Consider the following 26,753-nt stretch of genomic DNA (forward strand, 5'->3'; position numbering starts at 1 on the left):
GAAATGCCAAAGATTCGACGTCAGCGAATTGGCCTGACGATGGAGGTGGATCCAGGACGATCCGGCGACGGTTCTCGCGTCGGGTTGGCGTCTTTGGCTCCCGCCACGCTGAACGGATAGAGCGGGTTACGCTGGTCGATGCCCTGCATCACGCCGATGATGTCGCTGGCGGGCACCGCCGGGCTCAGCAGGTAGCCTTGGACGTAATCACAGCCGTGCTTGAGCAGCAGCTCGAACTGGGCCTGGGTTTCCACGCCTTCGGTCACCACCTGCAGGTGCAGGGTATGGGCCATGCCGATAATCGCCTGGACAATCTCGATATCGGCGGTCGACTTGGGAATGTCCTGGATAAAGGACCGATCGATCTTCAGGGTATTGAGCGGCAAACGCTTGAGGTAGGCGAGGGACGAGTAGCCGGTGCCGAAGTCGTCGATGGCCAGCGACACGCCCAGCGCACGGATCTGCCGCAGCAGGGCCAGGGTGCTGCTGATGTTGCCCATCAGCGCATTTTCTGTCACTTCCAGTTCCAGGCGGTTGGCGCCGATCCCGCTGAAGCGCAGCGCGTCCTCGATCTCGTCCGCCAGTTCATCACGGGCCAGGTTCAGGGCCGAGCAATTCACCGCCATGGTCAGGTCGGTATAGCCTCGGTCGCAGAGCAGGCTCAAGTCATGGCAGGCCTGGCGCAGTACCCAGTGGTCGAGGTCGGCGATCAGCCCGTTGCTTTCGGCAATGCCGATGAACCGGTCCGGGGTCAGCAGCCCGTGTTGCGGATGTTGCCAGCGCACCAGGGCCTCCAGGCGCGTGACCTTGCCCAGCTTCATGTCAAAGATCGGTTGGTAGAACAGCACCAGTTGGTTTTGGGCACGCAGGGCGCTGCGCAGTTCTTCTTCCAGTTGCAGTTCGAGAAAGGCCCGGGTCTTGAGGTTTGAGCTGAAGAAATTCAGGCTGTTGCGCCCCGTGTCCTTGGACTGGTAAAGCGCCAGGTCGGCAGTCTTGAGCAACTCTTCGCAGGTCAGGCCGTCATCGGGGAACAGGCTGATGCCGATGCTGGTGGTCATCACCATGCGGCGGCCGGCCAGTTCGATCGGTTCTTTCATTTTCTGCATGATGCGCTGGGCCAGGTGTCGCGCTTCGTCGCGGTGGTGAACGCTGATCAGGATACAGAACTCATCGCCACCAAACCGCGCTACCACGTCGGCGTGGCTGCGCACCGAGCCTTTGATATGGCTGGCCAGTACGGTGAGCAATTGATCGCCCGCATCATGCCCGAGGCTATCGTTGATGCGTTTGAAGTGGTCGATATCAAGGAAAATCACCGCCATCATGCCGTTGGAAGCGGTTTTTTCAGCGATTTTTTCCGCGAAGATCTGGTTGAAACCCCGGCGATTGAGCAGGCTGGTCAGTGCATCGTAATGGGCCACCTGTTGCAGGGAGGCGCGCGCCTGGTCCAGTTCGCTGAGCAGCGCGTTGACCCGCCGCAGGTCGCGTTCCTTGTGTTGCAGCTTCTTGTCCGCCAGGGCTGCACTGATGCTGCTGCCGATCACCAACAAGGTAATCACGGCCACCGACAGGCCCAACTGAATCGGGTTGTTATCCAGCGGTAACGAGAGATCGGCGCCAGTGGGCACGATCAGTTGCATCGCGGCCATGCCAGTAAAGTGCATGCTGATAATGCCCGCACCCAGCACCAGGCTGGCGGCGTATTTGAGCAGTTGGTGGAACACGCCGGTGCCGGTGCGCAGGTAGCTCGACAGCAGCAGCGCGGCCAGGCTGGCGCCAATCGCAATTGCCACCGAGGCCAGGAACAACGCCGGCTCGAAATACACCTTGGCCTGGGAGTGCATGGCCGACATGCCCACGTAGTGCATCAGGGCGATGCCGATCCCCATCCACACCGAGGCCAACAGGTACTGGTGCCAGTGCAGCTTGGTATGACTGAGGGTTTGCATGGCGAACAACGAGGCGATCAGGGCGATCAGCAACGACGCGAACGTCATGAGCAATTCGTAGTGAATTTCGATGGGGGCCTGGAAGGCCAGCATACTGATGAAGTGGGTGGACCAGATACCGCCCGCCAGGCAACCAGCGCCAAGCCAGCGCCAGTGGCGACGAGCGGTCGGGTCTTCGACATGGCCAACCCGTTCGGCCATGTCCAGCGTGCCAAAACCGGCCGCACACGCGACCAGGTAGGCCAGCAGCACCAGAAAGGGGTTATGACTGCAATTGAGTAATAAATGCCCGTTCTCTGGAAGGTCGGTAAAAAAATGCATCCCCAGCCATTCCATAGCATGTCCCGTCATAGCGTCCCGTCACAGCCTACGGCGATGACCTATGACGTCGAGTATAGAAGCCTCGGTGGATTTTCCAGGAATAATGGCACTTTGCTCTCAATGATTTTGGCATGCCATCCATAGCGATTAATGCTAAGCGCTGATGGGCAGCTCCAACTCGAACGGCGCTTGCAGCGGCGGCAGTCCAAACGCGGCACGGGCTGCGTCGCAGTCGACGTTCTGCTCACCCTGGCTCCACGACGCGTCGAACTCCCGGCACGGGCTTGAACGTTGCTCATAAATTGAGCAGCTGGTGCCTTTGCCGACTTCGCCTTCAAGGCTGCAGCAGCGTGCGGGCTTCTGGTCGGTGCCGATCATCGCCACGCGGGTGGGGTTGATCTGCACCACCAGGTCATCGGGTACCGTGCCGCCGGACGAGGCGCACTCACCCCAGAAGAAAGACACACGAAAGTATGAACAGCAGGCACCGCAACTCAGACACGGACTGGCTTCGGACATGGGCGTCATCGATAAGAAAGTAGGTAAGGGGATGCTGCGGGAAGGCTCGCCATTCTAATCGCGCCATGGCCGTTGGGAAGGGGGGCGAGCACTTATATTTTTGTAGGCGAAATCCCGTAGCGCTGGGTGAAATCATGCCCTATCAGCTTTACGAATCATTACAGACAACCGTGCCTCGCCTGACTATGTTGCAGGTACCTGAGCAGGATGCATCGGGCATCGCAGCTCTCATAACAATAAAAGAGACGGACCCATGCAGAACTCGACCCAAGCGGCGAATGCCTGGCGCATTCTGTTCCTGCTGTTCCTCGCCAACTTGTTCAATTTCTTCGATCGCACGATTCCCGCAATCATCATCGAGCCAATCCGAATGGAATGGCACCTGAGCGATTTCCAGCTCGGCATCATCGGCACCGCCTTCACCATCGTCTACGCCATTGCCGGCCTGCCGCTCGGGCGTATGGCCGATACCGGCTCGCGCAGCAAGCTGATGGGGTGGGGCTTGTTTGCCTGGAGCGGTCTGACGGCGGTCAACGGTCTGGTCGGCAGTTTCTGGACGTTCTTGCTGGTGCGCATGGGCATCGGTATCGGTGAAGCCAGCTATGCGCCGGCCGCCAACTCGCTGATCGGCGATTTGTTCCCGGCGCACCGCCGCGCCCGGGCCATGGGGATTTTCATGCTGGGGCTGCCGCTTGGCCTGTTACTGGCATTCTTCACCATCGGCTGGATGGTCAAAGCGTTCGACAGCTGGCGCGCGCCGTTCTTTATTGCCGCCGTGCCGGGGATGATCCTTGCGGTGTTTATGTTCTATATCAAGGAACCCAAGCGCGGCGCGGCCGAAACCGTCCAAGTCTCCCAGGAACGCGTCGACCGCCCGATCCGCCGCGTGCTGGCTGTGCCGACCTTCCTGTGGCTGGTGCTGGCCGGTCTGTGCTTCAATTTTGCCACCTACGCGTGCAACTCGTTTCTGGTGCCCATGCTGCAACGCTATTTCCTCATGCCGTTGCAAGACGCAGCCGTTGCCACCGGGGTGATTGTCGGCTTGACCGGTCTGATAGGCCTGACGTTGGGCGGTTGGGTTGCCGATAAGATCCACCAGCGGGTTGCCAATGGCCGGCTGCTGTTCGCGGCGTGCAGCCTGATCATCTCCACCGTCACCACCGCCTGGGCCTTGCATGCCGGCCGCATCGAAATTGGTGTGTTCGTGGCGCTGTTCAGTGTGGGCTGGTTGTTTGCGTATAACTTCTACACCTGCGTGTACACGGCGATTCAGGACGTGGTCGAACCACGGCTGCGGGCCACGGCGATGGCGTTGTTCTTTGCTGGGTTGTACTTGCTGGGCGGGGGCATGGGGCCGATTGTGGTCGGCGGGCTGTCCGATCACTTTGCCCATTCGGCGATGTATGCGGCGGGGGCGGAGCAGATGACCGAGGCTTATAAAGCCGTGGGCCTGCATGACGCCATGTACCTGATCCCGGTGGCGCTGTTCTTGACCATGTTGTTTCTGTTCCAGGCATCGCGCAGTTTTGTGCGTGATGCCAAGCGCATGAAAGAGGGGTTGGTGGCTGTTGAGGTGCCAGCCGCCGCAGCAACGGCTTGAAATCGAGGTGATGCCATCGGGGGCCTGCCCCCGATGAGGCCCTCAAAACCAATAAAAAGGCCCGCATTGCGCGGGCCTTTTTGGTTCAGCAGGGCAGGGCGGTAATCAACCCGCCACCAACACCCGGATCGCTTCCAGTCGCAGCGCCGCCTTGTCGAGCATGGCCAGGCCTTGCTCGCGTTGGTTGCGCAGGGCGACCAGCTCGCTGTCACGCACGGTCGGGTTGACCGCTTGCAACGCGCTCAGGCGTGCCAGTTCTTCGTCGGTGTCTGCTGCCAGGCGACGCTTGGCCTCGGCCACACGCTCGGCGTGGCGTGGGGTGATCTTCTCTTCACCGGCATTGATGCGCGGCGTGAGTTGATCGCGTTGGGCCTGCACGAACTTGTTGGCGCTGGCCCGTGGCACGCTTTCGAGCTGGTCGTTCAAGGTCTCGAACGAGACGCGCCCGGACAGGTCGTTGCCATTGGTGTCCAGCAGGCAGCGCAGTGCTGCCGGCGGCAGGTAGCGGCCCAGTTGCAGTGCGCGTGGCGCAACCACTTCGCTGACGTAGAGCAGTTCCAGCAACACGGTGCCCGGCTTGAGCGCCTTGTTCTTGATCAGCGCTACGGCGGTGTTGCCCATCGAGCCGGACAGCACCAGGTCCATGCCGCCCTGCACCATCGGGTGTTCCCAAGTGATGAACTGCATGTCTTCGCGCGACAGTGCCTGGTTACGATCGTAGGTGATGGTCACACCTTCGTCGTCGCCCAGGGGGAAGCTGGCGTCGAGCATTTTTTCGCTCGGCTTGAGGATCAGCGCGTTTTCCGAATGGTCTTCGCTGTCGATGCCGAACGCGTCGAACAGGGTTTCCATGTAGATCGGCAGGGCGAACTGGTCGTCTTGCTCAAGGATGTCTTCCACCAGCGCATCGCCTTCGCCGGCGCCGCCGGAGTTGAGCTCCAGCAGGCGGTCGCGACCGGTGTGCAGCTCTTGCTCCATGCGCTCGCGTTCGGCACGGGCTTCGTCGATCAGGGCTTGCCACTCGCCGTCGTCGGCGTTTTCCAGCAGCGGCAGCAGGCGCGGGCCGAACTGATGCTGCAAGGCGTTGCCGGTCGGGCAGGTGTTGAGGAACGCGTTCAGCGCCTCGTGATACCACTGGAACAGGCGCTCTTGCGGGCTGGTTTCCAGGTACGGCACGTGCAGTTCGATCACATGTTTCTGGCCGATCCGGTCCAGGCGGCCGATCCGCTGTTCCAGCAGGTCGGGGTGCGATGGCAGGTCGAACAGCACCAGATGGTGGGAGAACTGGAAGTTGCGGCCTTCGGAGCCGATCTCGGAGCAGATCAGCACCTGGGCGCCGAACTCTTCGTCGGCAAAATAAGCGGCGGCGCGGTCACGCTCCAGGATGTTCATGCCCTCGTGGAACACCGTGGCCGGGATACCGGAGCGCACGCGCAGGGCGTCTTCCAGGTCCATGGCGGTTTCGGCATGGGCGCAGATCACCAGGACCTTGGTGCGCTTTAGCATTTTCAGCTGGTCGATCAGCCACTCAACGCGTGGGTCGAAGCGCCACCAGCGATTTTCTTCGTCGATGTCCGGTTGCGACTGGAAGCTGACTTCCGGGTACAGCTCGGCGTGTTCGCCCAGCGGCAGCTCCAGGTATTCATCCGGGTTTGGCATCGGGTAGGCGTGCAGCTTGCGCTCCGGGAAACCTTGCACGGCGGCACGGGTGTTGCGAAACAGCACGCGGCCGGTACCGTGGCGGTCGAGCAACTCACGCACCAGGCGCGCACTGGCTTCGGCGTCGCCATCGTTGACGGCGGCAAGCAGCGCTTCGCCTTCGTTGCCGAGGAAACCCTGGATGGTCTTGTGGGCCGCAGGTGACAGGCGGCCCTTATCCATCAGTTCCTGCACGGCTTCGGCTACCGGGCGATAGTTCTCGCTCTCGGCGCGGAAGGCGGCGAGGTCGTGGAAGCGGTTCGGGTCCAGCAGGCGCAGACGTGCGAAGTGGCTGTCCTGGCCCAGTTGTTCCGGGGTGGCGGTGAGCAGCAGCACGCCAGGAATCACTTCGGCCAGTTGCTCGACCAGCGCGTATTCCGGGCTGGCTTTTTCTTCGTGCCAGACCAAGTGGTGGGCTTCGTCGACCACCATCAAGTCCCAGCCCGCAGCGAACAGCGCGTCCTGGGCCTTCTCGTCGTCCACCAGCCATTCCAGGGCGACCAGGGCCAACTGGGTGTCTTCGAACGGGTTGGCGGCATCGCTTTCGATAAAACGTTCTTCGTCGAACAACGCAACCTGCAGGTTGAAGCGGCGGCGCATCTCTACCAGCCACTGGTGCTGCAGGTTTTCCGGAACCAGGATCAGCACGCGGTTGGCGCGGCCCGACAGCAACTGGCGATGGATCACCAGGCCGGCTTCGATGGTCTTGCCCAGGCCTACTTCGTCGGCCAGCAATACCCGTGGCGCGATACGGTCAGCGACTTCACGGGCAATGTGCAGTTGGTGAGCAATCGGTTGCGCGCGCACGCCACCCAGGCCCCACAGCGACGACTGCAATTGGCGGCTGGTGTGTTCCAGGGTGTGATAACGCAGCGAGAACCAGGCCAGCGGGTCGATCTGGCCGGCGAACAGACGGTCGCTGGCCAGGCGGAACTGGATAAAGTTCGACAGTTGGGTTTCCGGCAGGGTGACCTGCTCGTTCTGCCCATTGAGGCCGTGGTAGACCAGCAGGCCGTCGACGTCGTCGACTTCTTGCACGGTCATTTTCCAGCCTTCGAAATGGGTGATGGTGTCACCCGGCGAGAACCTCACGCGGGTGAGGGGCGCATTCCGTAGCGCATACTGGCGGGTGTCGCCAGTGGCCGGATAGAGCACGGTCAACAAGCGGCCGTCCTGTGCCAGAACGGTGCCTAACCCCAGCTCTGCTTCGCTGTCACTAATCCAGCGTTGCCCCGGTTGATACTGCTGCGCCATGCTGCCTGACTCCCGCCGTGAAAAAGCCGACTATCTTAACGGAACAAGGCCCTCAGCCAAAGGACTCTGACAAAAACTACTCCGTTTGAGTGCAGGGGCGCGCGCTGAATCGACGGGTGGCGGGCACTTGCGAGTGTCGACTCGGTCACAGGTTGGCGAGCCCGCGCTCAAGTCGCCGCGCCGCCCGCCGACAGCCTGCTGACAGGAGAACAACTATCATGCTGCCACCCATGCTGCCCGTCAGCGTCATACCGGTTACGTCGCAACTCGACCCGGTCCGCCAGAAACCGGATATTCCGCCCGTGGTCCCTGTGCAAGCGGGCTCCAACGAAAGCACGATCGACCTGAAAAAGGGCGATGCCGAGCAGTCGACCTTTTTGCTGCGCGAAGAACAACGCCGCCAGCAGGAACAACAGAAACGCCGGCGCGAAGCTGACGAGGATCCGGACCAGCACTTGGCGATCCCCGGTGACCTGCTCAATGCCGACAACACCGTACCGGTTGTGCCGTTGATCGAAGACGCGCCGCGCCAGGGCCTTTGGGTGGACGTCGAGGTTTAAGCGCGCAGGTCCCGCAGGGCTGCCAGCAACCACTCCACGTCGTGATCGTTGTTGAGGGGGCTCACCGAGATCCGCGCAACGCTTGCCAGGCCACGGGCCTGCATATCGAGCGGGGTGTAGGCCACGCCGTTGGCGCCGATATTGATGTGCTTGAGTCCCAATTGCCGTTTCAGTTCGAAGGCGTCCCAGCCGGCGAGGTTGAAGGCGATCAGCCCTGATTGCAGCGTGCCCAGGTCATGCAGGGAAGCCCCCGGAATCTCACGCAGGGCTTCGCGAATTCGTGCGCTGGTCTGTGCGACGTTTTCCCACACGCGCTCAATCCCCACGTTGTTCATTTCCTGCAAGGCATTGCCCAGTCCCGCCAACAAGGCAAAAGACACCTCGCTGGTTTCAAAGCGCCTGGCGTCGTCGCGCAGGTCAAACCCCTGGGGGCTCCAGGGCGCCGAAAACACGTCGCGTTGAGCGGGGTTCAACCGCTGCAGAAAGCCCGGCCGCACATACAACAGCGCTGTGCCACGCGGCCCGCGCAGGTGTTTGCGGCCGGCCGACTTGAGGACATCGCACTGCAACGCCTGCACATCCACTGGCACCTGGCCGACGGCTTGGCCGGCGTCGATAAAGTAGGGGATGCCATGACGCCTGGCCACTGCGCCAATGGCCTCGGCCGGGTTGATCAGGCCGCCGTTGGCGGGGAGCCAGGTGAGGTCGATCAGCTTTACGCTGGCATCGATCATTGAGTCCAGGGCCACCGGGCACACCGCGCCCGTTGCATCGCAGGGAATGACTTCCACCCGCGCACCCGCTTGCACAGCCAGTTGCATGCTCGCCAGGTTGCCACCCCATTCGTGGCGCCCTACCAGAATGCGATCACCGCGTTGCCACGGGCCCAGGGCTTGGAATGCCATGCTCCAGGCGGTCGAGCCACTGTTGGCAAAGGCAATCGACGCGGTGGGCGCGTTGAGCAGTTGCGCGGCGGCGTGGCGGGCTTTTTCCATCAGTACGGCGCCCTGTTCGCCGGCTTCCATCGGGCCGTCGCGGGCTTCGCGCTGTAGTTGGCCGATGATAGCGTCGAGGGTCGCCTGGCTTGGCAGGGAAGCGCCGGCATGGTTGAAGTGCACCAGGCCCGACTGGCAGCCGGGGGTGGCCTCCCTTAATTGTTGAACGTTAAGCAGGTTCACGGTCGCAGCTCGAAAATCGCGTCAACCTCCACCGCCACGCCGGCTGGAAGGCTGCAAACCCCCACTGCCGTGCGCACATGCCGGCCCGGTTCGCCGAGGGCATTGACCAGCAGGTTCGACGCACCGTTGGCCACCGCGCCCTGGCGTTGGAAGTCGGCGCTGCTGGCGATAAACACACCCAGGCGCAGGGTGCGCACCAGGCGCGACAGGTCATCGCCCAAGGCATCGCTCAATTGCGCGAGCAAGCTCAGTGCAGCCAGTTCTGCAGCCTGCACACCTTCTTCCTCGCTGAGGGACTCACCCAGTCGGCCGAGGAACGCAGGCTTGCCGTCGAGCAGGGGAATCTGCCCGCAGATAAACAGCTGGTTCTGGCTGATCACATGGTTGATGTAGTTGGCAATCGGCTGGCTGGGGGCGGGCAGCGTCAGGCCAAGGGCGTGCAGGCGTTGGCGGATGGAGTTGCTCATGCTGAGTCCTCTGTTTTTAAGAGGTTTGAGCATGTTGTGCTGGCGGGACTGCGACAAACGGATAGATCTCACTCGACGTATCGAAATAACTCACACGTCGGCGCAGGTCTCCTTTAACCATTGGCTGAAGCACTCGGCCGCCTCGTGGACGGGGCCTTGGGGGGCGATCAGCCAATAGCCGATATCGCTGTGGTAGGGCGGCCAGTCGAAGGCCTGCACCAGGCTGCCGTCCTGGAGCCGGCGTTGGATCAGGTGGTGACGGCCCATTGCAATGCCTTGCCCGGCCACGGCGGCTTCGACCACGATGTTGTAGTCATGCAGCATGACGCGCGGGTGGTGTTGGAGGTCGACTTGATAATGCCGGGACCAATCCGTCCATTCGAACGGCCGGTGTGAGGTTGCCATCAATAAGGGGCCGTTGTGCAGTTGGCTGGCCTTGAACGCCGGGCTGCACACCGGTGAGATCACTTCAGCCATCAGTCGCGTGGCCTGCACGTCCGGCCAATCGCCCTTGCCGTAGCGAATGGCCAGGTCGACCTCGGCGGCGCCGACGTTGGCCAGTTGAATCGCCGGCAACAACTCCACCTGGATATGCGGGTAGCGGTTGAGAAACCCCGCCAGCCGTGGGGCCAGCCATAGGGTGGCGAAAGACGCCAGCAGGCCGATGCGCAACACCGTGGCGCTGGGCACGATCCGTTGGGCGCGGGTTGCGGCGGCGATGGCGTCAAGGGCGGGGCGGATATCGTCGTAGTAACGCTGGCCGTCTACCGTCAGATCAATCGCACGGGTGCGTCGGATAAACAGTGGTTTACCCAGGTGCTGTTCGAGTTTTTGTACCTGATGGCTAAGGGCGCTTTGAGTCACTGACAACTCAGTCGCCGCCTTGCTAAAACTCAAGTGCCGGGCCACGGCTTCAAAGGCGCGCAGGGCCAGCAACGGCGGAAGATCCTTGTGCAGTGCCACCGGAATGCGCCTCTTGGGTTGGCTGGAAAGTGCCGATTTTGGGCGACGGCCTGCCTTTTGTCGCGCGCTGATTTGCCGTCGGCCGCGGGAGCCCGCATTATTGAGCCTTACTCGCCACGACGTAAGCCAAGCCATGAGTGATGACGACAAGTTGATCGACCTGAATGCCGAACGCGCCAAGCGTGTACATGACCTCAATGACAAACGCCTGAATGAAGTGCGTCAGGCATTTGAACAGGCGATGCCCTTGGGCAAAGCCAAGAAAAAATCAAAGAACAAACCGAAAAAGCGTTAATACAGCCTGCATCTGTTGATGCAGGTCAGTTATTGCCCTTCTTTACGCCCCGTTGCGGGCGACATTGATCCCCGTCAATTTTCCAATCCGCCTTCTCCAGTAACTTAGCCCTATCGCAACAGGGCAAGTGCAGGAGGCCGGTCATGTTTATCGATAACGTGGTATTCGCCGGAGTGCTGACGGTAAGCCTCATGGTGCTGTTTTTTGTAGGGTTTGGATTTTTTATCTGGAAAGACGCTAACAAGCGTAAAAAACCTTAAGTCTTTTTGGGTTACATGAGCACGCAAGGCATTTTGGGCGACTTCGGTCGCCCTTTTTTTTGGGCTGGCATTTGTGCGTATATCCGTTGTCGGGGTAACGGCGGCAACGGAGATGGCCCCCAAAAAAACCAAAAAAAAGGCGCAATCCCCATCAGGATCGCGCCTTTTTTTTCAGCGACGGACTATCAGCTACCCAGCGCCTTGGACGCCAGCCAGAACAACCCGGCCGACAGGCCCACGGTCGCAGGCAGTGTCAACACCCAAGCCATCAGGATGGTCTTGACCGTGCCACCTTGCAGGCCGCTCTTATTCGCGACCATGGTGCCGGCCACGCCCGAAGACAGCACATGTGTCGTGGACACCGGCAGGGCGAAGATATTGGCAAAACCAATCATGGTCGCGGTGGTGATCTGGGCCGACATGCCTTGGGCATAGGTCATGCCCTGCTTGCCGATCTTTTCACCGATGGTCAGTACCACACGCTTCCAGCCCACCATTGTGCCCAGGCCCAAGGCGAGTGCGACCGCGAGGATCACCCAGAACGGCGCGTACTCGGTGGTGGCGGTAAGGTCTTTGCGCAGTTTGTCGAGGTCGGACTTCTCACGCGCATCCAGGCCCGGCAGCTTGCCGACTTTTTTCGCGGTGTCGTCCAGGCAGAGCAGGTAGCGACGCACTTCGATACGCTGGTCGGAGGTTAGCGAGTGGTAGTCGGAGACACCTTTGAGCGTACTGACGAGCGCGTTGATAGTGGGCTCGGTCTGCTGTGGGTTGCACTGGAACTTGCCCGGCAGATCGTCCTTCACACTTTTACCCAGGGCCAGGAATTCGCCGAGGGTGGCGTTATTGCGCTGGTAGAACTGGCTCAAATGCACGGTGGCGTCGCGGGTACGCTCGATCTGGTAGGTGGTGCTGCCCAGGTCGAGTACGAACTGCGCCGGTACGATACCGATCAGCACCAGCATGATCAGGCCGATACCTTTTTGACCATCGTTGGAACCGTGCACGAAGCTTACGGCCATCGCGGAAATCACCAGGACCAGGCGGTTCCAGAACGGCGGGTGTTTCTTGTCGTCGAGCTTGCGGCGCTGGTCCGGGGTCTTGTGCATCTTCGACAGCGGGCGCCACCACTTCAAGCCGATCAGCACCAGGGCTGCGACCAGGAAGCCGGCCATCGGCGAGAACACCAGGGAGGCACCGATATCAATCGCCTTCTGCCAGTTCACACCGTCAGCCAGGGGAATGTCGTTGATCAGGGCGTTGGCCAGGCCGACACCGAGGATCGAGCCGATCAGGGTGTGGGAGCTGGAGGCTGGGATACCGAAGTACCAGGTGCCCAGGTTCCAGGTGATCGCCGCGGCCAACAACGAGAAAACCATCGCCAAACCATGGCCGGTGTTCACATTGATCAGCAACTCCACCGGCAGCAAATGCACGATGGCGTAGGCGACACCGACACCACCGAGCAACACGCCGAGGAAATTGAACACCCCGGAGAAGAACACGGCCAGATGCGGCGGCATGGCTTTGGTATAGATGACTGTGGCCACCGCGTTAGCGGTGTCATGAAAGCCATTGATGAACTCGAAGGCGAGGACAAAGGCGAGGGCGAGCAGTAGGCTCACTAGAACCCAAGCATCCAGTCCGCTGAATAAATCGATCATGAAGGTTTTCTGACCCGGTCGTAAGGGGGCGCGATTATGCCAGAAAACCTCGGTAATCGATGCACTAGCTGCTCATCGGTAACAATCTTCATTGAAAAGCCAGGGGCAAAAGGGGGCTATCCCAGGGTTTTCGGGGCTTTGGCAAGTCTTTGATTTATAAAGCGCAGGTGCAAAAAGGCCGGGTTTTGTCATCAAAACGGCATGCCTGAAACATTTGTATGAAATTTTACAGGTGCATGAAGGATGCCGGGTTGTCGACCAGTGGCAATGAGCCGCTAGTCGAGGCAGTCCCGTCAGTCCAAGCCGGCGCGCTTATGGCTCTTCGGCTTTGAGTTCCTGTTCAATCTTTTGGATTTCCTGGGCAAACGCCTGGTCGAGCAGGCTGGCGCGCTTGCGCCATGGTTTGCGTTCGGGTTCAGGCTGGGCGGCGTAGGTGGTGACTTCCCCGCCGTAAACATCCTTGTAACGTTGCTCCTGGCGCTCAAGTTCCGCGCGCAGTTCATCTTTCGTCACATTGTTACCTAACTGAGTTGAGTGTAATTACCGTGCAGCGTTATGCCTGAATGCGGCCCTCGGAGTGTTCCAAGTTGAACCCATGAAGTGTTCAAGTTTGAAATGCAAACCATCGACCACGTGTTGTGCTGTCATTCGAGGCAGGTCGTTGCGACCGTCCATGCGCGGCAGGTGCATGGCTTGGCGGGTTCTGATCCCGATCATGAAACCGGGTTGATCTCCGCACAGGGTGCATTATAGCGGCGCATTTGAATAACACTATCGGCATAAAGTTAAAAAGCGTCAACTTTGTGTGAGGGTTTTGTTACACGCCTACGTCAGTATTTGCTGAAAATCTGGCGTCATAAATTCAACCGTGCCGGCGTTCTAAACTCCAGTTTTAACTTTGCCGATACGTACTTGTACGACCGGTCTCAGGTGAGGCGCTCAATTGCGATAATCGCATACTCGTCCGATAATCGCCCAATGTTGCTGACCCTGCCTTGTGCATCATGGCGGGCGCGGCTTGTAATAGCAGCCCAATCCTCTGTGGTTGACAATAATAGAAAGGAACCCGACATGAACGATCAATTGCGCAACTCTTTCGCGTCAGTGGCGCCGCCGATCGTTGCCTCACCGGCCAAGCGTATCCAGGCGTTTACCGGTGACCCGGACTTCATGACGTCACTGGCCCGTGGCCTGGCCGTGGTGCAGGCATTCCAGGAGCGCAAGCGCCACCTGACCATCGCGCAGATCAGCCACCGCACCGAAATCCCCCGCGCCGCCGTACGTCGTTGCCTACATACGTTGATCAAGCTCGGCTACGCCACCACCGATGGGCGTACCTATTCGCTGTTGCCAAAAGTCCTGACCTTGGGGCATGCCTACCTGTCGTCCACGCCGTTGGCAGTGTCGGCCCAGCCTTATCTGGACCGCATGAGCGAGCAACTCCACGAGGCCTGCAACATGGCCACCCTCGAAGGCGACGACATCCTCTACATCGCCCGTTCGGCCACCACCCAGCGCCTGATCTCCGTGGATTTGTCGGTGGGCGGACGTCTCCCGGCCTATTGCACGTCCATGGGCCGCATCCTGCTCGCGGCACTCGATGATGCCTCGCTGCAGGACTACCTCGACCACGCCGAGTTGCAAACCAAGACCAGCCGCACCCTCACCACCCCCGAAGCGTTGTTCGAATGCCTGCAACAGGTGCGTCAGCAGGGTTGGTGCATCGTCGACCAGGAATTGGAACAGGGCCTGCGTTCGATTGCCGTGCCGGTGTATGACGCCTCCGGCCAGGTCTTGGCGGCGCTCAATGTCAGCACCCACGCCGGGCGGGTCAGCCGCAGCGAGTTGGAGCAGCGCTTCCTGCCGAGCATGCTCAGCGCCAGCCGTGAGTTGAGTGCGCAGCTGTTTGCCTAAGCTGTTCGGTGACCGCACAGATCCCGGCTTGATCAATTGACGGTATTTCCCCCGGCTTATTATTGTGCGGCAGCGCTCTTAGGGGCGCCCCAATAATAATGGCGACCCCAGGTCGTTGGCCCGCCCTCGGTGTGGAATAAAAATAATGAATCAGCCTTCTGTCGGTACCACCCTGGACGTGCAGTCCTTCATCAACGCCCAGCCACTGTCCCGCTACCAGTGGCGTGTGGTGATCCTGTGTTTCCTGATTGTTTTCCTCGATGGCCTCGACACCGCCGCCATGGGCTTTATCGCGCCTGCGTTGTCCCAAGACTGGGGCATCGACCGCGCCAGCCTCGGCCCGGTGATGAGTGCCGCGTTGATCGGCATGGTGTTCGGTGCACTGGGCTCGGGTCCGTTGGCCGACCGTTTCGGCCGTAAAGTCGTGTTGGTCGGCGCCGTGCTGGTGTTCGGCGCGTTCAGTCTGGCATCGGCCTACAGCAGCAATGTCGACCAACTGCTGGTGCTGCGCTTCCTCACCGGGCTGGGCTTGGGCGCAGGTATGCCCAACGCCACCACGCTGCTGTCCGAGTACACCCCCGAGCGCCACAAGTCGCTGCTGGTGACCAGCATGTTCTGCGGCTTCAACTTGGGCATGGCCGGTGGCGGATTTATCTCGGCCAAGCTGATTCCGGCGTTCGGCTGGCATGCGCTGTTGATGATCGGCGGCATCCTGCCGTTGATCCTGGTGGTGGTGCTGGTGCTGTGGTTGCCGGAGTCGGCGCGTTACCTGGTGGTGCGCAACCGTGGCACCGACAAGGTGCGCAAAACCTTGTCACCCATCGAGCCCGGCATCGTCGCCCAAGCCACCGCCTTCAGCGTGCCCGAACAGAAAACCGTCAAGGCCCGCAACGTGTTCGCGGTGATCTTCTCGGGTACCTACAGCGCCGGCACGTTGCTGCTGTGGCTCACCTACTTCATGGGCCTGGTGATCGTGTATCTGTTGACCAGTTGGCTGCCGACCCTGATGCGCGACAGTGGCGCGAGCATGGAGCAGGCCGCGTTTATCGGTGCGTTGTTCCAGTTCGGTGGCGTGTTGAGCGCCGTCGGTGTGGGTTGGGCGATGGACCGGTTCAATCCCCACAAAGTCATCGGCACTTTCTACTTGCTGGCCGGGGTATTTGCCTACGCGGTCGGGCAGAGCCTGGGCAATATCACCGTGCTGGCGACCTTGGTGTTGATCGCCGGGATGTGCGTCAACGGCGCGCAATCGGCGATGCCGTCCCTGGCGGCGCGCTTTTACCCGACCCAAGGCCGCGCCACTGGCGTGTCGTGGATGCTCGGTATCGGTCGCTTCGGCGCGATCCTCGGCGCCTGGATGGGCGCCACCCTGCTGGGCCTGGGTTGGAACTTTGAGCAGGTACTCACCGCGTTGGTGATCCCCGCTGCATTGGCCACGGCGGCCGTGGTGATCAAGGGCATGGTCAGCCATGCGGATGCGACCTGAGGTTGATTGATAGCTTGCCAACAATCGGTTCGATAATCGAACGCTTAGTCGATTATCGGATTGTTTGGCCTATGTCCCCAGCTTAATCTTCAAGCACTTCGGCGCCACCTCAGCGTCTTTTTCGATAACCCCGGGAGCCCAACCCCATGGCTGACATTCTCACCCTGCGTGATGCGGTCAAGCGCTTCGTGAACGACGGCGATACCGTTGCCCTTGAAGGCTTTACCCATCTGATCCCTACGGCCGCAGGTCATGAAATCATTCGTCAGGGCAAGAAAGACCTGACGCTGGTACGTATGACGCCTGACCTGATCTACGACCAGTTGATCGGTGCCGGCTGCGCACGCAAGCTGATTTTCTCCTGGGGCGGCAACCCTGGCGTGGGCTCCCTGCATCGCCTGCGCGATGCGGTCGAGAAGCAGTGGCCGCAGCCGCTGGAGATCGAAGAACACAGCCACGCCGACCTGGCCAATGCCTACGTCGCCGGCGCTTCCGGCCTGCCGTTCGCGGTGCTGCGTGCCTACGCCGGTTCCGACCTGCCCAAGGTCAACCCGCTGATCAAAAGCGTGACCTGCCCGTTCACCGGTGAAGTGCTGGCTGCGGTGCCGTCGGTACGCCCGGACATCACCGTGATCCACGCGCAAAAGGCCGACCGCAAGGGCAATGTGCTGCTATGGGGCATTCTCGGTGTGCAGAAGGAAGCGGCGCTGGCGGCCAAGCGTTGCATCGTCACCGTCGAGGAGATCGTCGATGACTTGAACGCACCGATGAACAGCTGTGTATTGCCGACCTGGGCTCTGACCGCCGTTTGCCACGTACCCGGCGGCGCGCATCCGTCCTACGCCCACGGTTACAACGAGCGCGACAACCGCTTCTACCAGGCGTGGGACCCAATCGCCCGCGACCGTGGGACCTTTACCGCCTGGATCGACGAATACATCCACGGCACTGCCGATTTCAGTGAATTCCAGGCCAAGCTGGCCACCGCGCAGGAGGCCAAGTGATGGCTTACTCGACCAACGAAATGATGACCGTCGCCGCTGCGCGCCGCCTCAAGAACGGCTCCGTGTGCTTCGTTGGCATCGGCCTGCCCTCGAAAGCGGCCAACCTGGCGCGCCTGACCTCGTCGCCCGACGTGGTGCTGATCTACGAGTCCGGCCCGATTGGCGCCAAGCCTTCGGTACTGCCGCTGTCCATCGGTGATGGCGAGTTGGCGGAAACCGCTGACACCGTGGTGCCCACCGGTGAAATCTTCCGCTACTGGTTGCAAGGCGGGCGCATTGACGTCGGCTTTCTCGGCGCGGCCCAGGTCGACCGCTTCGGCAACATCAACACCACCGTGGTCGGTGACTATCACCAGCCCAAAGTACGCCTGCCGGGTGCCGGTGGCGCGCCGGAGATCGCCGGTTCTGCCAAGAGCGTGTTGATCATCCTCAAGCAGTCGTCCCGTTCGTTCGTGGACAAGCTGGACTTCATCACCTCCGTCGGTCACGGCGAAGGCGGCGATTCACGCAAACGCCTGGGCCTGCCGGGCGCCGGTCCTGTCGGAATTATTACCGACCTGTGCATCATGGAGCCGGAAGAGGGCACCCATGAGTTCGTCGTCACCGCGCTGCACCCCGGCGTGACCCGCGAGCAAGTGGTGGCCGCGACCGGTTGGGCGGTTCGCTTTGCCGACCACGTGAGCGCCACTGCCGAACCGACCGAGGTCGAGCTGACCGCCCTGCGTGACCTCGAAGCCCGCACGGCCGCCGCCCACGGCCAAGCACCCGGAGAAGCCTGATGCGTGACGTATTTATCTGCGATGCCATCCGCACGCCCATCGGCCGTTTCGGCGGTGGCCTGGCCACGGTGCGTGCCGACGACTTGGCCGCGCTGCCGATCAAGGCGTTGATGGAACGCAACCCGTCGGTGGACTGGAGTGCGGTGGACGAGGTGTTCCTGGGCTGCGCCAACCAGGCCGGCGAAGACAACCGTAACGTTGCACGCATGGCGCTGTTGTTGGCGGGCCTGCCGGAGACTATTCCCGGCGTGACCCTCAACCGTTTGTGCGCCTCGGGCATGGACGCCATCGGCACCGCGTTTCGCGCCATCGCCAGTGGCGAAATGGAGCTGACGATTGCCGGGGGCGTCGAGTCGATGTCCCGCGCACCGTTCGTGATGGGCAAGGCCGACGCGGCGTTTTCACGCAACATGAAGCTGGAAGACACCACCATCGGCTGGCGCTTTATCAACCCGCTGATGAAGGACCAATACGGCGTGGATGCGATGCCGCAGACCGCCGATAACGTGGCCGACGATTACAAGGTGTCTCGTGCTGATCAGGACGCTTTTGCCCTGCGCAGCCAGCAACGTACGGCTGCCGCCCAGGCTGCCGGTTACTTTGCTGAAGAAATCGTGCCGGTGCGTGTCGCCCATAAAAAAGGCGAAACCGTGGTGGACCATGATGAGCACCCACGCGACACCACCCTTGAAGCCCTGACCAAACTCAAGCCAGTCAACGGCCCCGACAAGACCGTCACCGCCGGCAATGCTTCGGGTGTGAACGATGGTGCGGCGGCGCTGATTTTGGCGTCCGCCGAAGCGGTCAAGAAACACGGCCTCACCGCCCGTGCCCGTGTGTTGGGCATGGCCAGTGCCGGTGTCGCCCCGCGTGTGATGGGCATCGGCCCGGTGCCAGCGGTGCGCAAGCTGGTGGAGCGCCTGGGTTTGGCGGTTACCGACTTTGACGTGATCGAACTCAACGAAGCCTTCGCCAGCCAAGGCCTGGCAGTGCTGCGCGAGCTGGGCATTGCCGACGACGCCTCCCAGGTCAACCCGAACGGCGGCGCCATCGCCCTCGGTCACCCATTGGGCATGAGCGGTGCGCGGTTGGTACTGACAGCCCTGCACCAGTTGGAAAAAACCGGTGGCCGCAAAGGCCTGGCGACCATGTGTGTCGGCGTCGGCCAAGGGTTGGCCCTGGCGATTGAACGCATCTAATAAGAGAGGACTGCTCCATGAGTGACAAGCCCGGTTACCGGCGCCCGCAAGCGGGCACTCAACCTGATTACCTGCACCCGGCCTACCAGTCGACGAACCTGCGTTCGCCGTCCCAGCCGTTGGTGTTCCTGCCCCATTCCTTGTCGGAAATCACCGGTCCGACCATCGGCGCCGAGCGGATCAACGAGAAGGACAACGACCTCACCGCCCAGCATGAAGGCGAGCCCCAGGGCGAACGCATCATCATTCACGGCCGTGTATTGGATGAAAATGGCCTGCCGGTGCCGGGCATCCTCGTGGAGATCTGGCAGGCCAACGCCGCCGGTCGCTACAACCACAAGCGTGACCTGCACGACGCGCCGCTGGACCCGAACTTCACCGGCACCGGCCGCACCGTCACCGACGCCGATGGCTGGTACCAGTTCCAGACCATCAAGCCCGGCGCCTACCCGTGGGGCAACCACCACAACGCGTGGCGCCCGGCGCATATCCACTTTTCGCTGTTCGGCCCCAGCGTGCTGACGCGCTTGGTCACGCAGATGTATTTTCCCGGCGACCCGCTGCTCGAATACGACCCGATCTACAACTGTGTGCCGGACACCTCGGCCAAGCAGCGCCTGATCGCCAGCTTCGACCTGGAAAAAACCATCCCTTCCTATGCCCTCGGCTACCGCTGGGACATCGTCCTGCGCGGCCGCGACGCCACGCCGATGGAGAAATGAGATGAGCCTTTACGCAACCACGTCCCACACCGTCGGGCCGTACTACCACATCGGCCTGACCTGGCTGAACCGTGAAGACTTGACCGTGGCCGCCACCCTTGGCGAACGCGTGGCGATCAGCGGGCAAGTGGTGGATGGCAACGGTGATGTGGTCAACGACGCCATGCTTGAAGTCTGGCAGGCCAACGCCGCCGGCAAGTACGACCACCCGGAGGACGAGCAGGACAAGGCCGTCGACCCAAACTTCGAAGGTTTCGGCCGGGTGCCGGTGGACGCCGAAGGGCGTTTTCGCTTTACCACCATCAAGCCGGGCGCTGTTCCGGGCCTGAAGGGCACGACCCAGGCGCCGCACCTGGTGGTACTGGTGTTTGCCCGTGGCTTGGTGAAGCACTTGCTGACGCGGATTTATTTTGACGGTGAGGTGCTCAATGGCGATGACGCGCTGCTGGCGTGTGTACCGGCTGAGCGGCGTAGCACCTTGATTGCCAAGCAGGATGAGCAGGGTGTGTATCAGTGGAATGTGATTTTGCAGGGGACGGATAAGGAGACGGTGTTTTTTGATTATTGATGAGTCGCAGCGGTAAGTTTCAAGCTGCAAGCTACAAGGAAAAGCGCTGGCCGCGGTGGATCTTCTCTTGCAGCTTGTAGCTTGCTGCTTGCAACTACCCCCGGTTGTTGCAAAGTATGTCTAGGCTATAACCGTTCCCACTGAGTGAAAAAACCATGACAACAACCACCAGTCACTACACCGGAGAAGAGCGCAGCAAACGGATCTTTGCGATTGTCGGTGCCTCCTCCGGCAACCTCGTCGAATGGTTCGACTTCTACGTCTACGCCTTCTGCGCCATCTACTTTGCTCCCGCGTTTTTCCCTTCGGACGACCCCACGGTCCAACTGCTCAACACCGCTGGTGTATTCGCCGCCGGGTTCCTGATGCGCCCCATCGGCGGCTGGTTGTTTGGCCGGGTGGCCGACAAGCACGGTCGCAAAAACTCGATGATGATCTCGGTGCTGATGATGTGTGCCGGCTCGTTGGTCATCGCCTTCCTGCCCACCTACAAAGACATCGGCGCCTGGGCTCCGGCGTTGCTGCTGGTGGCGCGGTTGTTCCAGGGCTTGTCGGTGGGTGGCGAATACGGCACCACCGCGACCTACATGAGTGAAGTTGCACTCAAAGGCCAGCGTGGCTTCTTCGCCTCGTTCCAGTACGTCACCCTCATCGGCGGGCAACTGCTGGCGGTGCTGGTGGTGGTGATCCTGCAACAGATCCTCACCGAAGACGAACTGCGCGCCTGGGGCTGGCGGATTCCGTTCGTGATTGGCGCCATTGCGGCGGTGATCTCCCTGCTGCTGCGCCGCACCCTCAAGGAAACCACCAGCCAGGAAACCCGCCAGGACAAAGATGCTGGCAGCGTCGCCGCGTTGTTTCGCAATCACAAAGCCGCCTTCATCACCGTGCTCGGCTACACCGCCGGCGGTTCGCTGATTTTCTACACCTTCACGACCTACATGCAGAAGTACCTGGTGAACACCGCTGGGATGCACGCCAAGACCGCCAGCTACATCATGACCGGCGCGCTGTTTGTGTACATGTGCATGCAGCCGCTGTTCGGCATGCTCTCGGACAAGATCGGTCGACGCAACTCGATGCTGTGGTTCGGCGCCCTCGGCACCCTGTGCACCGTGCCGATCCTGCTGACCCTGAAAACCGTGACCAGCCCGTTCCTGGCGTTTGTGCTGATCTCTCTGGCGTTGGCTATCGTGAGTTTCTACACCTCGATCAGCGGCCTGGTGAAAGCCGAGATGTTCCCGCCCCATGTGCGCGCACTGGGTGTGGGCCTGGCCTATGCGGTGGCGAACGCGATCTTCGGTGGCTCGGCGGAATACGTGGCCTTGGGCCTTAAGTCCATGGGCATGGAAAACACCTTCTATTGGTATGTCACTGGCATGATGGCCGTGGCCTTCCTGTTCAGCTTGCGCCTGCCGAAACAGGCGGAGTACTTGCACCACGATTTGTAAGGGACGCGTTATGACACTGCGCACGAGCAACCAATTGTTCGACGCCTACTTCACCGCTGACAGCATGGCCGAGGTGTTCTGCGACCAGGGGCGCTTGCAGGGCATGCTGGATTTCGAGGCAGGTTTGGCCCGCGCCGAGGCGCGGGTTGGGTTGATTCCCCAGGCCGCGGTCGCACCGATTGCCCAGGCGTGCCTGGCGTCGTTGTACGACGTGGACGCACTCGGCGTGGCAATTGCCAGCGCGGGTAATTCGGCGATTCCGTTGGTCAAGGCACTGGGCAAGTTGATCGCCAGTGAAGATGCCAGTGCCGAACGCTACGTGCATCTGGGCGCGACCAGCCAGGATGTGATGGACACTGGTCTGGTGCTGCAATTGCGGCGCGCATTGGTGTTGATCGAAAACGACCTTGCGCGCTTGGGGGATGTGCTCGCCGCCCAGGCCCAGCGTTACGCGACCACACCGATGGCCGGGCGCACCTGGTTGCAGCACGCAACGCCCGTCACCTTGGGGATGAAAATCGCCGGTTGGCTGGGCGCCGTGACGCGCAGTCGCCAACGTCTTGCCGAGCTGAAACCGCGCCTGTTGGTGCTGCAATTCGGCGGCGCTTCCGGCACCTTGGCCGCGCTCGGAGAGCAGGCGATGCCCGTGGCACAAGCCCTGGCGGCGCAGTTGCAACTGACCCTGCCCGAACAACCCTGGCACACTCAGCGTGATCGCCTGGTGGAGTTCGCCAGCGTGCTCGGCCTGATCGCCGGCAGCCTCGGCAAGCTGGGCAGGGACGTCAGCCTGCTGATGCAGACCGAAGCGGCGGAAGTGTTCGAACCGTCGGCGCCGGGTAAAGGTGGCTCGTCGACCATGCCGCACAAGCGCAATCCAGTCGGCGCTGCCGTGTTGATCAGTGCGGCCACCCGCGTGCCTGGGTTGGTCTCGACGATGTTCAGCGCCATGCCTCAGGAGCACGAACGCAGCCTGGGCCTGTGGCATGCCGAATGGGAAACCTTGCCAGAGATTTGCCGGTTGGTTTCCGGTGCCTTGCAACAGGCGCTGCTGGTGAGCGAAGGCTTGGAAGTCGACCCCGAACGCATGAAGCACAACCTCGACCTGACCCAGGGCCTGGTACTGGCCGAAGCCGTGAGCATCGTGCTTGCCCAACGCCTTGGCCGCGAAACCGCGCATCACCTGCTGGAGCAGTGCTGCAAACGCGCGGTTGCCGAAGGGCGCCATCTACGCGCCGTCCTTGCAGACGAACCGCAGATCACTGCCGAGTTGTCCGCAATCGAACTGGACCGCCTGCTCGACCCCGCCCACTATTTGGGCCAGGCGCAGACCTGGGTTACTCGCGCTGTCACCGAACACGTTGAACTGACTGCCTAAGGAGGCCGCCGTGCCATTTGTAAAACTCGCCGAAGGCGACCTGCACTACCAACTCGATGGCCCCGTGGATGCGCCGGTACTGGTGCTGTCCAACTCATTGGGCACCGACCTGCATATGTGGGACATCCAGATCCCGGCCTTCACCAAGCATTTTCGCGTGCTGCGCTTCGATACCCGTGGCCACGGCAAATCCCTGGTCACCGAGGGGCCCTATAGCATCGAGCAATTGGGCCATGACGTGCTTGCCTTGCTCGATGCGCTGGATATCCAACGTGCGCATTTTTGCGGGCTGTCCATGGGCGGTTTGATCGGCCAATGGCTGGGTATCCACGCGGGGGCTCGCCTGAACCGCCTGGTGGTGTGCAACACCGCCGCCAAAATCGGCACGCCGCAGATCTGGAACCCGCGCATCGAGACGGTGCTGCGCGATGGCGCGGCGGCGATGGTTGCCCTGCGTGATGCTTCCATTGCGCGCTGGTTCACCGCTGATTTTGCGGCAGCCAACCCGCATCAGGCGCAGCAGATTACCGACATGCTCGCGTCCACCTCACCCGAGGGTTACGCCGCCAACTGCGCCGCAGTGCGGGATGCGGATTTTCGTGAGCAACTGGCCTCCATCAAAGTCCCGACCCTGGTAATTGCCGGCACCGAAGATGCCGTCACACCGCCGGCCGGTAGCCACTTCATCCAGAACCATGTGAGGGGGGCCGAGTACGCTGAGTTCTACGCGGCGCACCTGTCCAACGTTCAGGCCGGTGCAGCGTTCAGCGACCGCGTGATTGAATTTTTGCTAGCCCGTTGAGGAGTTTTTTGTGGACGAGAAACAACGTTACGCCGACGGCCTGCAAGTGCGCCGCGAAGTGCTGGGCGACGCCCATGTCGACCGCAGCCTCAATGCCCTGACCGAATTCAACAGCGAATTCCAGAACATGATCACCCGCCACGCCTGGGGTGATATCTGGACCCGTCCGGGCTTGCCTCGGCACACCCGCAGCCTGATCACCATTGCGATGCTGATCGGCATGAACCGCAACGATGAATTGAAGCTGCACCTGCGCGCCGCTGCGAGCAACGGTGTAACCCGTGCCGAGATCAAGGAAGTGTTGATGCAAAGTGCGATCTACTGCGGGATCCCGGCGGCGAATGCCACCTTCCACTTGGCTGAGTCGGTGTGGGATGAATTGGGCGTTGAGTCCCGGCAACCAGGGTAGATTTGAAAGGCGGTCGAAATGTGGGAGGGAGTAAGCCCCCTCCCACATTTTGCTCTTCACACGGCTTAAGGTCAGTGGGAGTCGGCGTCCCACACCCAATTCCACACGCCCGGTAAATGCACTTCCTCACTGACAGCCTTCACGGTGCGTGACAGCGCTGCACGTTCGAGTGCGCCACGGTCGGTATAGAACGGCTCGGCGGCGGTTTTCATGCCGGTGACCTGGGCACTGTCCAGCAGGATCTGCAGGTACTCCTGCATATGCCGTGCGGTGTAGCGGTTGATATCGTGGAAAGTCACCACCACCGGAATCACCCCATCCACCGTCGGTAACTCGCCCAACGCGATGCGCTCGCGCACCACCGACAGCTGTCGATACAGGTTGGCGCGGCGGCGCGGGCTGCCGTTGAAGCCCCAGATCTTGCCGTCATTGGCACTCAAGTCAGTCAGCAGTACGTGCATACCCTGGCGTTGGTAGGCGGCGAAGGTGCGGCGGTCGTAGTTCCAGAACGGCGGGCGCACCAGCACCGGCGGGGCGCCGGTGATCGAGGCGATATCGGCAGACCCCTGGGCGAGGGTGCTTTGCAGTTCGGCGTTGTTCAGCCAGCGGTGGTTGGTATGAAACGCCGTGGCAGTGTGGAAGGCCAGGATATGGCCGCCCGCGTACTCACGTTCCATGGTCTTGCGACCCCGTGAACTGCCGCCGGAGCGGGCCGCTTCGGTCTGTAGGAAAAACACTGCCTTGATCCCAGGCAACACCGGGTTGTCTGCCAGATCGGCCACCACTGAACGGCTCGGGTTGTTGTAGCCCGAGGCACTCGGGCCGTCATCGAACGTCAGCAGAAAGCGGATTGGCGCCTGGGTTTGCAGGCGCTGTTCAGTCTGTGGCGTCAGGGCGATGGGCGCGCCGATGCAGCCACTGAGGCTCACGGCCAGGGCCAGCACGGCGGATGCGATGGCGAAGCATTTCATGGTGTGCGCAGGCTCGAAAAAGAGGCCGCTGCTGGGCGGATCAGCAGCGGCAGGCGCGCACCATACAGCAAGTGCAGCGCTTGATTACAGCAGACTTACCGGGTAACTGACGATCAACCGGTTTTCGTCAAACTCGTTGTTGCTGTAGTCGCGACGCATGCTGGAGTTGCGCCAGCGCATTGTCAGGTTTTTCAGACTGCCGCTTTGCACGGTGTAGCCCAGTTCGCTTTCGCGGCCCCATTCCTTGCCGTCGGTGATGGTGCCGGTGTGTACGTTGCTGCCGCTGATATAGCGGTTCATCAAGGTCAGGCCCGGTACGCCGAGGGCGGCGAAGTTGTAGTCGTGGCGCACTTGCCAGGATTTTTCCTGGGCGTTGTCGTAGCTGGAGTTGTAGCTGTCGTTGGCCAAGGTGCCGCCGCTGGTGCCGTTGACGCGCATCCAGGCGTTATTGCCGGTGAGTTTTTGCAGGCCGACGTAGAAGGTGTTGCCGCCGTACTTGGCAGAGAACAGGCCGGACCACGTCTTGTTGTCCAGGTCGCCAGCGCGGGCGCTGCCGTCTTCCTTGCCGTAGAAGTAACCGAGGTTGGCGCCCAAGGTCCAGTCGCCGAGGGGCTGGCTGTGGATCAGGTTGACGTATTGTTGGCTGTAGATGTCCTTGAGTTGGGCATTCCACAGGCCGACTTGGGTGCGTTTATCGTTGAACGCGTATTCGCCGCCCTGGAAGTTGAAGCGGTCTGAGGTGAACGCGGTTTTACCGGTCATCGACATGTCCGACATGCTGCTGTCGTCACGCGGGCTGTTGGCGCGGAACTGGCCGCCGTAGAGGGTCAGGCCGTCGATCTCCTTCGACGTGACCTGCCCGCCGCGCAGGGTTTGCGGCAGGGAACGGCCGTCGTCCGAGCGCAGGATCGGCAGCACCGGCATCCATTCGCCGACCTTCAATTCAGTCTTCAAAATCCGCGCTTTAAACGCCACGCCGAGGCGTCCGAACTCATCCGCCGGCCGGCCGTCATGATCCAGCGGCAACAACTGCGTGCCGCCGGTGCCGCGCCCGCCATCGAGCTTGAGCGAGTACATGCCCAACACGTCCACACCGAACCCCACCGTGCCCTGGGTAAAGCCGGACTTGGCGTCGAGAATGAAACTCTGCGTCCACTCCTGCGCGCCGCCCTGGGTCTTGGTGGGGTTGGTGAAATTGCGGTTGAAGAAGAAATTACGCAAGTTGAGGTTGGCGCTGGCGTCTTCCAGGAAACCGTGTTCTTCGGCGACGACGGGAAGGGCAAGGCTGGCGACAGCGGTGGCCAGCAAGAGCTGGCGCGGGCGAAAAGTGCTCATGGCGTTGGACCTG

The 26,753-nt window shown here is 61.4% G+C and carries 25 protein-coding genes; 15 read left to right on the top strand and 10 right to left on the bottom strand.

The window, feature by feature from the left end; genetic code table 11:
• Nucleotides 1-20 precede the first annotated feature (20 nt).
• The gene (locus tag PspS35_RS07230) at nucleotides 21-2,285 is read right to left on the bottom strand and encodes a bifunctional diguanylate cyclase/phosphodiesterase (RefSeq protein WP_159933342.1); all 2,265 of its coding nucleotides are present in this window, start codon (nucleotides 2,283-2,285) and stop codon (nucleotides 21-23) included.
• Between the two features lie 138 nt (nucleotides 2,286-2,423).
• Nucleotides 2,424-2,789 carry a YkgJ family cysteine cluster protein gene (locus tag PspS35_RS07235; protein ID WP_122308684.1) on the bottom strand — a complete coding sequence of 122 codons (366 nt, stop codon included), beginning with the start codon at nucleotides 2,787-2,789 and terminating at the stop codon, nucleotides 2,424-2,426.
• A 253-nt stretch (nucleotides 2,790-3,042) separates the two neighbouring features.
• On the opposite strand from PspS35_RS07235, the gene PspS35_RS07240 reads away from it, so the two are divergent.
• Nucleotides 3,043-4,389: an MFS transporter gene (locus tag PspS35_RS07240; RefSeq protein WP_159933343.1), complete on the top strand. Its 1,347-nt coding sequence runs from the start codon at nucleotides 3,043-3,045 to the stop codon at nucleotides 4,387-4,389.
• 105 nt (nucleotides 4,390-4,494) lie between these two features.
• On the opposite strand, the gene rapA is transcribed toward PspS35_RS07240, so the two are convergent.
• Nucleotides 4,495-7,341 (bottom strand): RNA polymerase-associated protein RapA, encoded by a 2,847-nt coding sequence (gene rapA, locus PspS35_RS07245; RefSeq protein ID WP_159933344.1) that lies wholly within the window; start codon nucleotides 7,339-7,341, stop codon nucleotides 4,495-4,497.
• Nucleotides 7,342-7,559: 218 nt separating this feature from the next.
• On the opposite strand from rapA, the gene PspS35_RS07250 reads away from it, so the two are divergent.
• Nucleotides 7,560-7,901, top strand: coding sequence for an aspartate-semialdehyde dehydrogenase (locus PspS35_RS07250; protein WP_159933345.1), 342 nt, complete (start codon nucleotides 7,560-7,562; stop codon nucleotides 7,899-7,901).
• Here PspS35_RS07250 and PspS35_RS07255 read toward each other — a convergent pair.
• The 3 genes from PspS35_RS07255 to PspS35_RS07265 all read right to left on the bottom strand — a co-directional run bounded on the left by PspS35_RS07255 (nucleotide 7,898) and on the right by PspS35_RS07265 (nucleotide 10,509).
• Nucleotides 7,898-9,079: an aminotransferase class V-fold PLP-dependent enzyme gene (locus tag PspS35_RS07255; RefSeq protein ID WP_159933346.1), complete on the bottom strand. Its 1,182-nt coding sequence runs from the start codon at nucleotides 9,077-9,079 to the stop codon at nucleotides 7,898-7,900. The genes PspS35_RS07250 and PspS35_RS07255 overlap by 4 nt on opposite strands.
• Complete coding sequence (locus PspS35_RS07260; protein WP_159933347.1) at nucleotides 9,076-9,546, bottom strand: RidA family protein; 471 nt, start codon at nucleotides 9,544-9,546, stop codon at nucleotides 9,076-9,078. Before PspS35_RS07260 ends, PspS35_RS07255 begins: the two co-directional genes overlap by 4 nt.
• 90 nt (nucleotides 9,547-9,636) lie before the next feature.
• The gene (locus tag PspS35_RS07265) at nucleotides 9,637-10,509 is read right to left on the bottom strand and encodes a LysR substrate-binding domain-containing protein (protein WP_159933348.1); all 873 of its coding nucleotides are present in this window, start codon (nucleotides 10,507-10,509) and stop codon (nucleotides 9,637-9,639) included.
• Between the two features lie 100 nt (nucleotides 10,510-10,609).
• Here PspS35_RS07265 and PspS35_RS07270 point away from each other — a divergent pair, with 100 nt between their 5' ends.
• A complete protein-coding gene (locus PspS35_RS07270) occupies nucleotides 10,610-10,804 on the top strand; it encodes a hypothetical protein (protein ID WP_131697188.1) in 195 nt (64 codons plus the stop codon).
• A gap of 143 nt (nucleotides 10,805-10,947) precedes the next feature.
• On the top strand, nucleotides 10,948-11,064 hold the full coding sequence (ccoM, locus tag PspS35_RS30600; protein WP_017530457.1) for a cytochrome c oxidase subunit CcoM: 117 nt from the start codon (nucleotides 10,948-10,950) through the stop codon (nucleotides 11,062-11,064).
• 185 nt (nucleotides 11,065-11,249) lie between these two features.
• Here the strand turns inward: ccoM and PspS35_RS07275 are convergent, their stop codons facing one another.
• Together PspS35_RS07275 and PspS35_RS07280 are read right to left on the bottom strand one after the other, a co-directional pair.
• Complete coding sequence (locus PspS35_RS07275; RefSeq protein ID WP_159933349.1) at nucleotides 11,250-12,725, bottom strand: inorganic phosphate transporter; 1,476 nt, start codon at nucleotides 12,723-12,725, stop codon at nucleotides 11,250-11,252.
• 312 nt (nucleotides 12,726-13,037) lie between these two features.
• Nucleotides 13,038-13,238: a hypothetical protein gene (locus PspS35_RS07280; protein ID WP_003172389.1), complete on the bottom strand. Its 201-nt coding sequence runs from the start codon at nucleotides 13,236-13,238 to the stop codon at nucleotides 13,038-13,040.
• Between the two features lie 558 nt (nucleotides 13,239-13,796).
• Between PspS35_RS07280 and pcaR the strand changes: the two genes are divergently transcribed.
• From pcaR to pcaC, 11 genes are all read left to right on the top strand, one after another.
• Complete coding sequence (pcaR, locus tag PspS35_RS07285; RefSeq protein ID WP_034103970.1) at nucleotides 13,797-14,639, top strand: pca regulon transcriptional regulator PcaR; 843 nt, start codon at nucleotides 13,797-13,799, stop codon at nucleotides 14,637-14,639.
• 145 nt (nucleotides 14,640-14,784) lie between these two features.
• The gene (locus PspS35_RS07290; RefSeq protein ID WP_159933350.1) at nucleotides 14,785-16,125 is read left to right on the top strand and encodes an MFS transporter; all 1,341 of its coding nucleotides are present in this window, start codon (nucleotides 14,785-14,787) and stop codon (nucleotides 16,123-16,125) included.
• Between the two features lie 146 nt (nucleotides 16,126-16,271).
• Nucleotides 16,272-17,129, top strand: a complete 858-nt coding sequence (locus tag PspS35_RS07295; protein ID WP_112193939.1) for a CoA transferase subunit A — start codon at nucleotides 16,272-16,274, stop codon at nucleotides 17,127-17,129.
• Nucleotides 17,126-17,908, top strand: a complete 783-nt coding sequence (locus tag PspS35_RS07300; RefSeq protein ID WP_174244790.1) for a CoA-transferase subunit beta — start codon at nucleotides 17,126-17,128, stop codon at nucleotides 17,906-17,908. Before PspS35_RS07295 ends, PspS35_RS07300 begins: the two co-directional genes overlap by 4 nt.
• Complete coding sequence (gene pcaF / locus PspS35_RS07305) at nucleotides 17,905-19,107, top strand: 3-oxoadipyl-CoA thiolase (protein ID WP_174244864.1); 1,203 nt, start codon at nucleotides 17,905-17,907, stop codon at nucleotides 19,105-19,107. The genes PspS35_RS07300 and pcaF overlap by 4 nt, the downstream gene beginning before the upstream one ends.
• A 17-nt stretch (nucleotides 19,108-19,124) precedes the next feature.
• The gene (gene pcaH, locus PspS35_RS07310) at nucleotides 19,125-19,829 is read left to right on the top strand and encodes a protocatechuate 3,4-dioxygenase subunit beta (protein ID WP_019817832.1); all 705 of its coding nucleotides are present in this window, start codon (nucleotides 19,125-19,127) and stop codon (nucleotides 19,827-19,829) included.
• A gap of 1 nt (nucleotide 19,830) precedes the next feature.
• The gene (gene pcaG, locus PspS35_RS07315; RefSeq protein ID WP_159933352.1) at nucleotides 19,831-20,397 is read left to right on the top strand and encodes a protocatechuate 3,4-dioxygenase subunit alpha; all 567 of its coding nucleotides are present in this window, start codon (nucleotides 19,831-19,833) and stop codon (nucleotides 20,395-20,397) included.
• Between the two features lie 155 nt (nucleotides 20,398-20,552).
• The gene (locus PspS35_RS07320) at nucleotides 20,553-21,848 is read left to right on the top strand and encodes an MFS family transporter (RefSeq protein WP_159933353.1); all 1,296 of its coding nucleotides are present in this window, start codon (nucleotides 20,553-20,555) and stop codon (nucleotides 21,846-21,848) included.
• A 10-nt stretch (nucleotides 21,849-21,858) separates the two neighbouring features.
• The gene (locus PspS35_RS07325) at nucleotides 21,859-23,223 is read left to right on the top strand and encodes a 3-carboxy-cis,cis-muconate cycloisomerase (protein ID WP_159933354.1); all 1,365 of its coding nucleotides are present in this window, start codon (nucleotides 21,859-21,861) and stop codon (nucleotides 23,221-23,223) included.
• Nucleotides 23,224-23,233: 10 nt separating this feature from the next.
• Entirely contained in the window at nucleotides 23,234-24,025 is a 792-nt protein-coding gene (gene pcaD, locus PspS35_RS07330) for a 3-oxoadipate enol-lactonase (protein WP_159933355.1), read from the top strand.
• 10 nt (nucleotides 24,026-24,035) lie between these two features.
• Nucleotides 24,036-24,434, top strand: a complete 399-nt coding sequence (gene pcaC / locus PspS35_RS07335; protein WP_159933356.1) for a 4-carboxymuconolactone decarboxylase — start codon at nucleotides 24,036-24,038, stop codon at nucleotides 24,432-24,434.
• 71 nt (nucleotides 24,435-24,505) lie between these two features.
• Here the strand turns inward: pcaC and PspS35_RS07340 are convergent, their stop codons facing one another.
• Both PspS35_RS07340 and PspS35_RS07345 read right to left on the bottom strand, forming a co-directional pair.
• Complete coding sequence (locus PspS35_RS07340; protein WP_159933357.1) at nucleotides 24,506-25,405, bottom strand: polysaccharide deacetylase family protein; 900 nt, start codon at nucleotides 25,403-25,405, stop codon at nucleotides 24,506-24,508.
• 84 nt (nucleotides 25,406-25,489) lie between these two features.
• Nucleotides 25,490-26,740 carry an OprD family porin gene (locus PspS35_RS07345; protein ID WP_159933358.1) on the bottom strand — a complete coding sequence of 417 codons (1,251 nt, stop codon included), beginning with the start codon at nucleotides 26,738-26,740 and terminating at the stop codon, nucleotides 25,490-25,492.
• Nucleotides 26,741-26,753: the final 13 nt, after the last annotated feature.

Origin of the sequence: Pseudomonas sp. S35 (assembly GCF_009866765.1) — a bacterium.
GTDB lineage: Bacteria > Pseudomonadota > Gammaproteobacteria > Pseudomonadales > Pseudomonadaceae > Aquipseudomonas.

Excerpts from the sequence above, each read along its gene's own strand:
- PspS35_RS07230 (WP_159933342.1), bottom strand. The coding sequence starts at position 2,285 with ATGGAATGGCTGGGGATGCATTTTTTTACCGACCTTCCAGAGAACGGG.
- PspS35_RS07235 (WP_122308684.1), bottom strand. The coding sequence starts at position 2,789 with ATGTCCGAAGCCAGTCCGTGTCTGAGTTGCGGTGCCTGCTGTTCATAC.
- PspS35_RS07240 (WP_159933343.1), top strand. The coding sequence starts at position 3,043 with ATGCAGAACTCGACCCAAGCGGCGAATGCCTGGCGCATTCTGTTCCTG.
- rapA (WP_159933344.1), bottom strand. The coding sequence starts at position 7,341 with ATGGCGCAGCAGTATCAACCGGGGCAACGCTGGATTAGTGACAGCGAA.
- PspS35_RS07250 (WP_159933345.1), top strand. The coding sequence starts at position 7,560 with ATGCTGCCACCCATGCTGCCCGTCAGCGTCATACCGGTTACGTCGCAA.
- PspS35_RS07260 (WP_159933347.1), bottom strand. The coding sequence starts at position 9,546 with ATGAGCAACTCCATCCGCCAACGCCTGCACGCCCTTGGCCTGACGCTG.
- ccoM (WP_017530457.1), top strand. The coding sequence starts at position 10,948 with ATGTTTATCGATAACGTGGTATTCGCCGGAGTGCTGACGGTAAGCCTC.
- PspS35_RS07275 (WP_159933349.1), bottom strand. The coding sequence starts at position 12,725 with ATGATCGATTTATTCAGCGGACTGGATGCTTGGGTTCTAGTGAGCCTA.
- pcaR (WP_034103970.1), top strand. The coding sequence starts at position 13,797 with ATGAACGATCAATTGCGCAACTCTTTCGCGTCAGTGGCGCCGCCGATC.
- PspS35_RS07290 (WP_159933350.1), top strand. The coding sequence starts at position 14,785 with ATGAATCAGCCTTCTGTCGGTACCACCCTGGACGTGCAGTCCTTCATC.
- PspS35_RS07295 (WP_112193939.1), top strand. The coding sequence starts at position 16,272 with ATGGCTGACATTCTCACCCTGCGTGATGCGGTCAAGCGCTTCGTGAAC.
- pcaH (WP_019817832.1), top strand. The coding sequence starts at position 19,125 with ATGAGTGACAAGCCCGGTTACCGGCGCCCGCAAGCGGGCACTCAACCT.
- pcaG (WP_159933352.1), top strand. The coding sequence starts at position 19,831 with ATGAGCCTTTACGCAACCACGTCCCACACCGTCGGGCCGTACTACCAC.
- PspS35_RS07320 (WP_159933353.1), top strand. The coding sequence starts at position 20,553 with ATGACAACAACCACCAGTCACTACACCGGAGAAGAGCGCAGCAAACGG.
- PspS35_RS07325 (WP_159933354.1), top strand. The coding sequence starts at position 21,859 with ATGACACTGCGCACGAGCAACCAATTGTTCGACGCCTACTTCACCGCT.
- PspS35_RS07340 (WP_159933357.1), bottom strand. The coding sequence starts at position 25,405 with ATGAAATGCTTCGCCATCGCATCCGCCGTGCTGGCCCTGGCCGTGAGC.
- PspS35_RS07345 (WP_159933358.1), bottom strand. The coding sequence starts at position 26,740 with ATGAGCACTTTTCGCCCGCGCCAGCTCTTGCTGGCCACCGCTGTCGCC.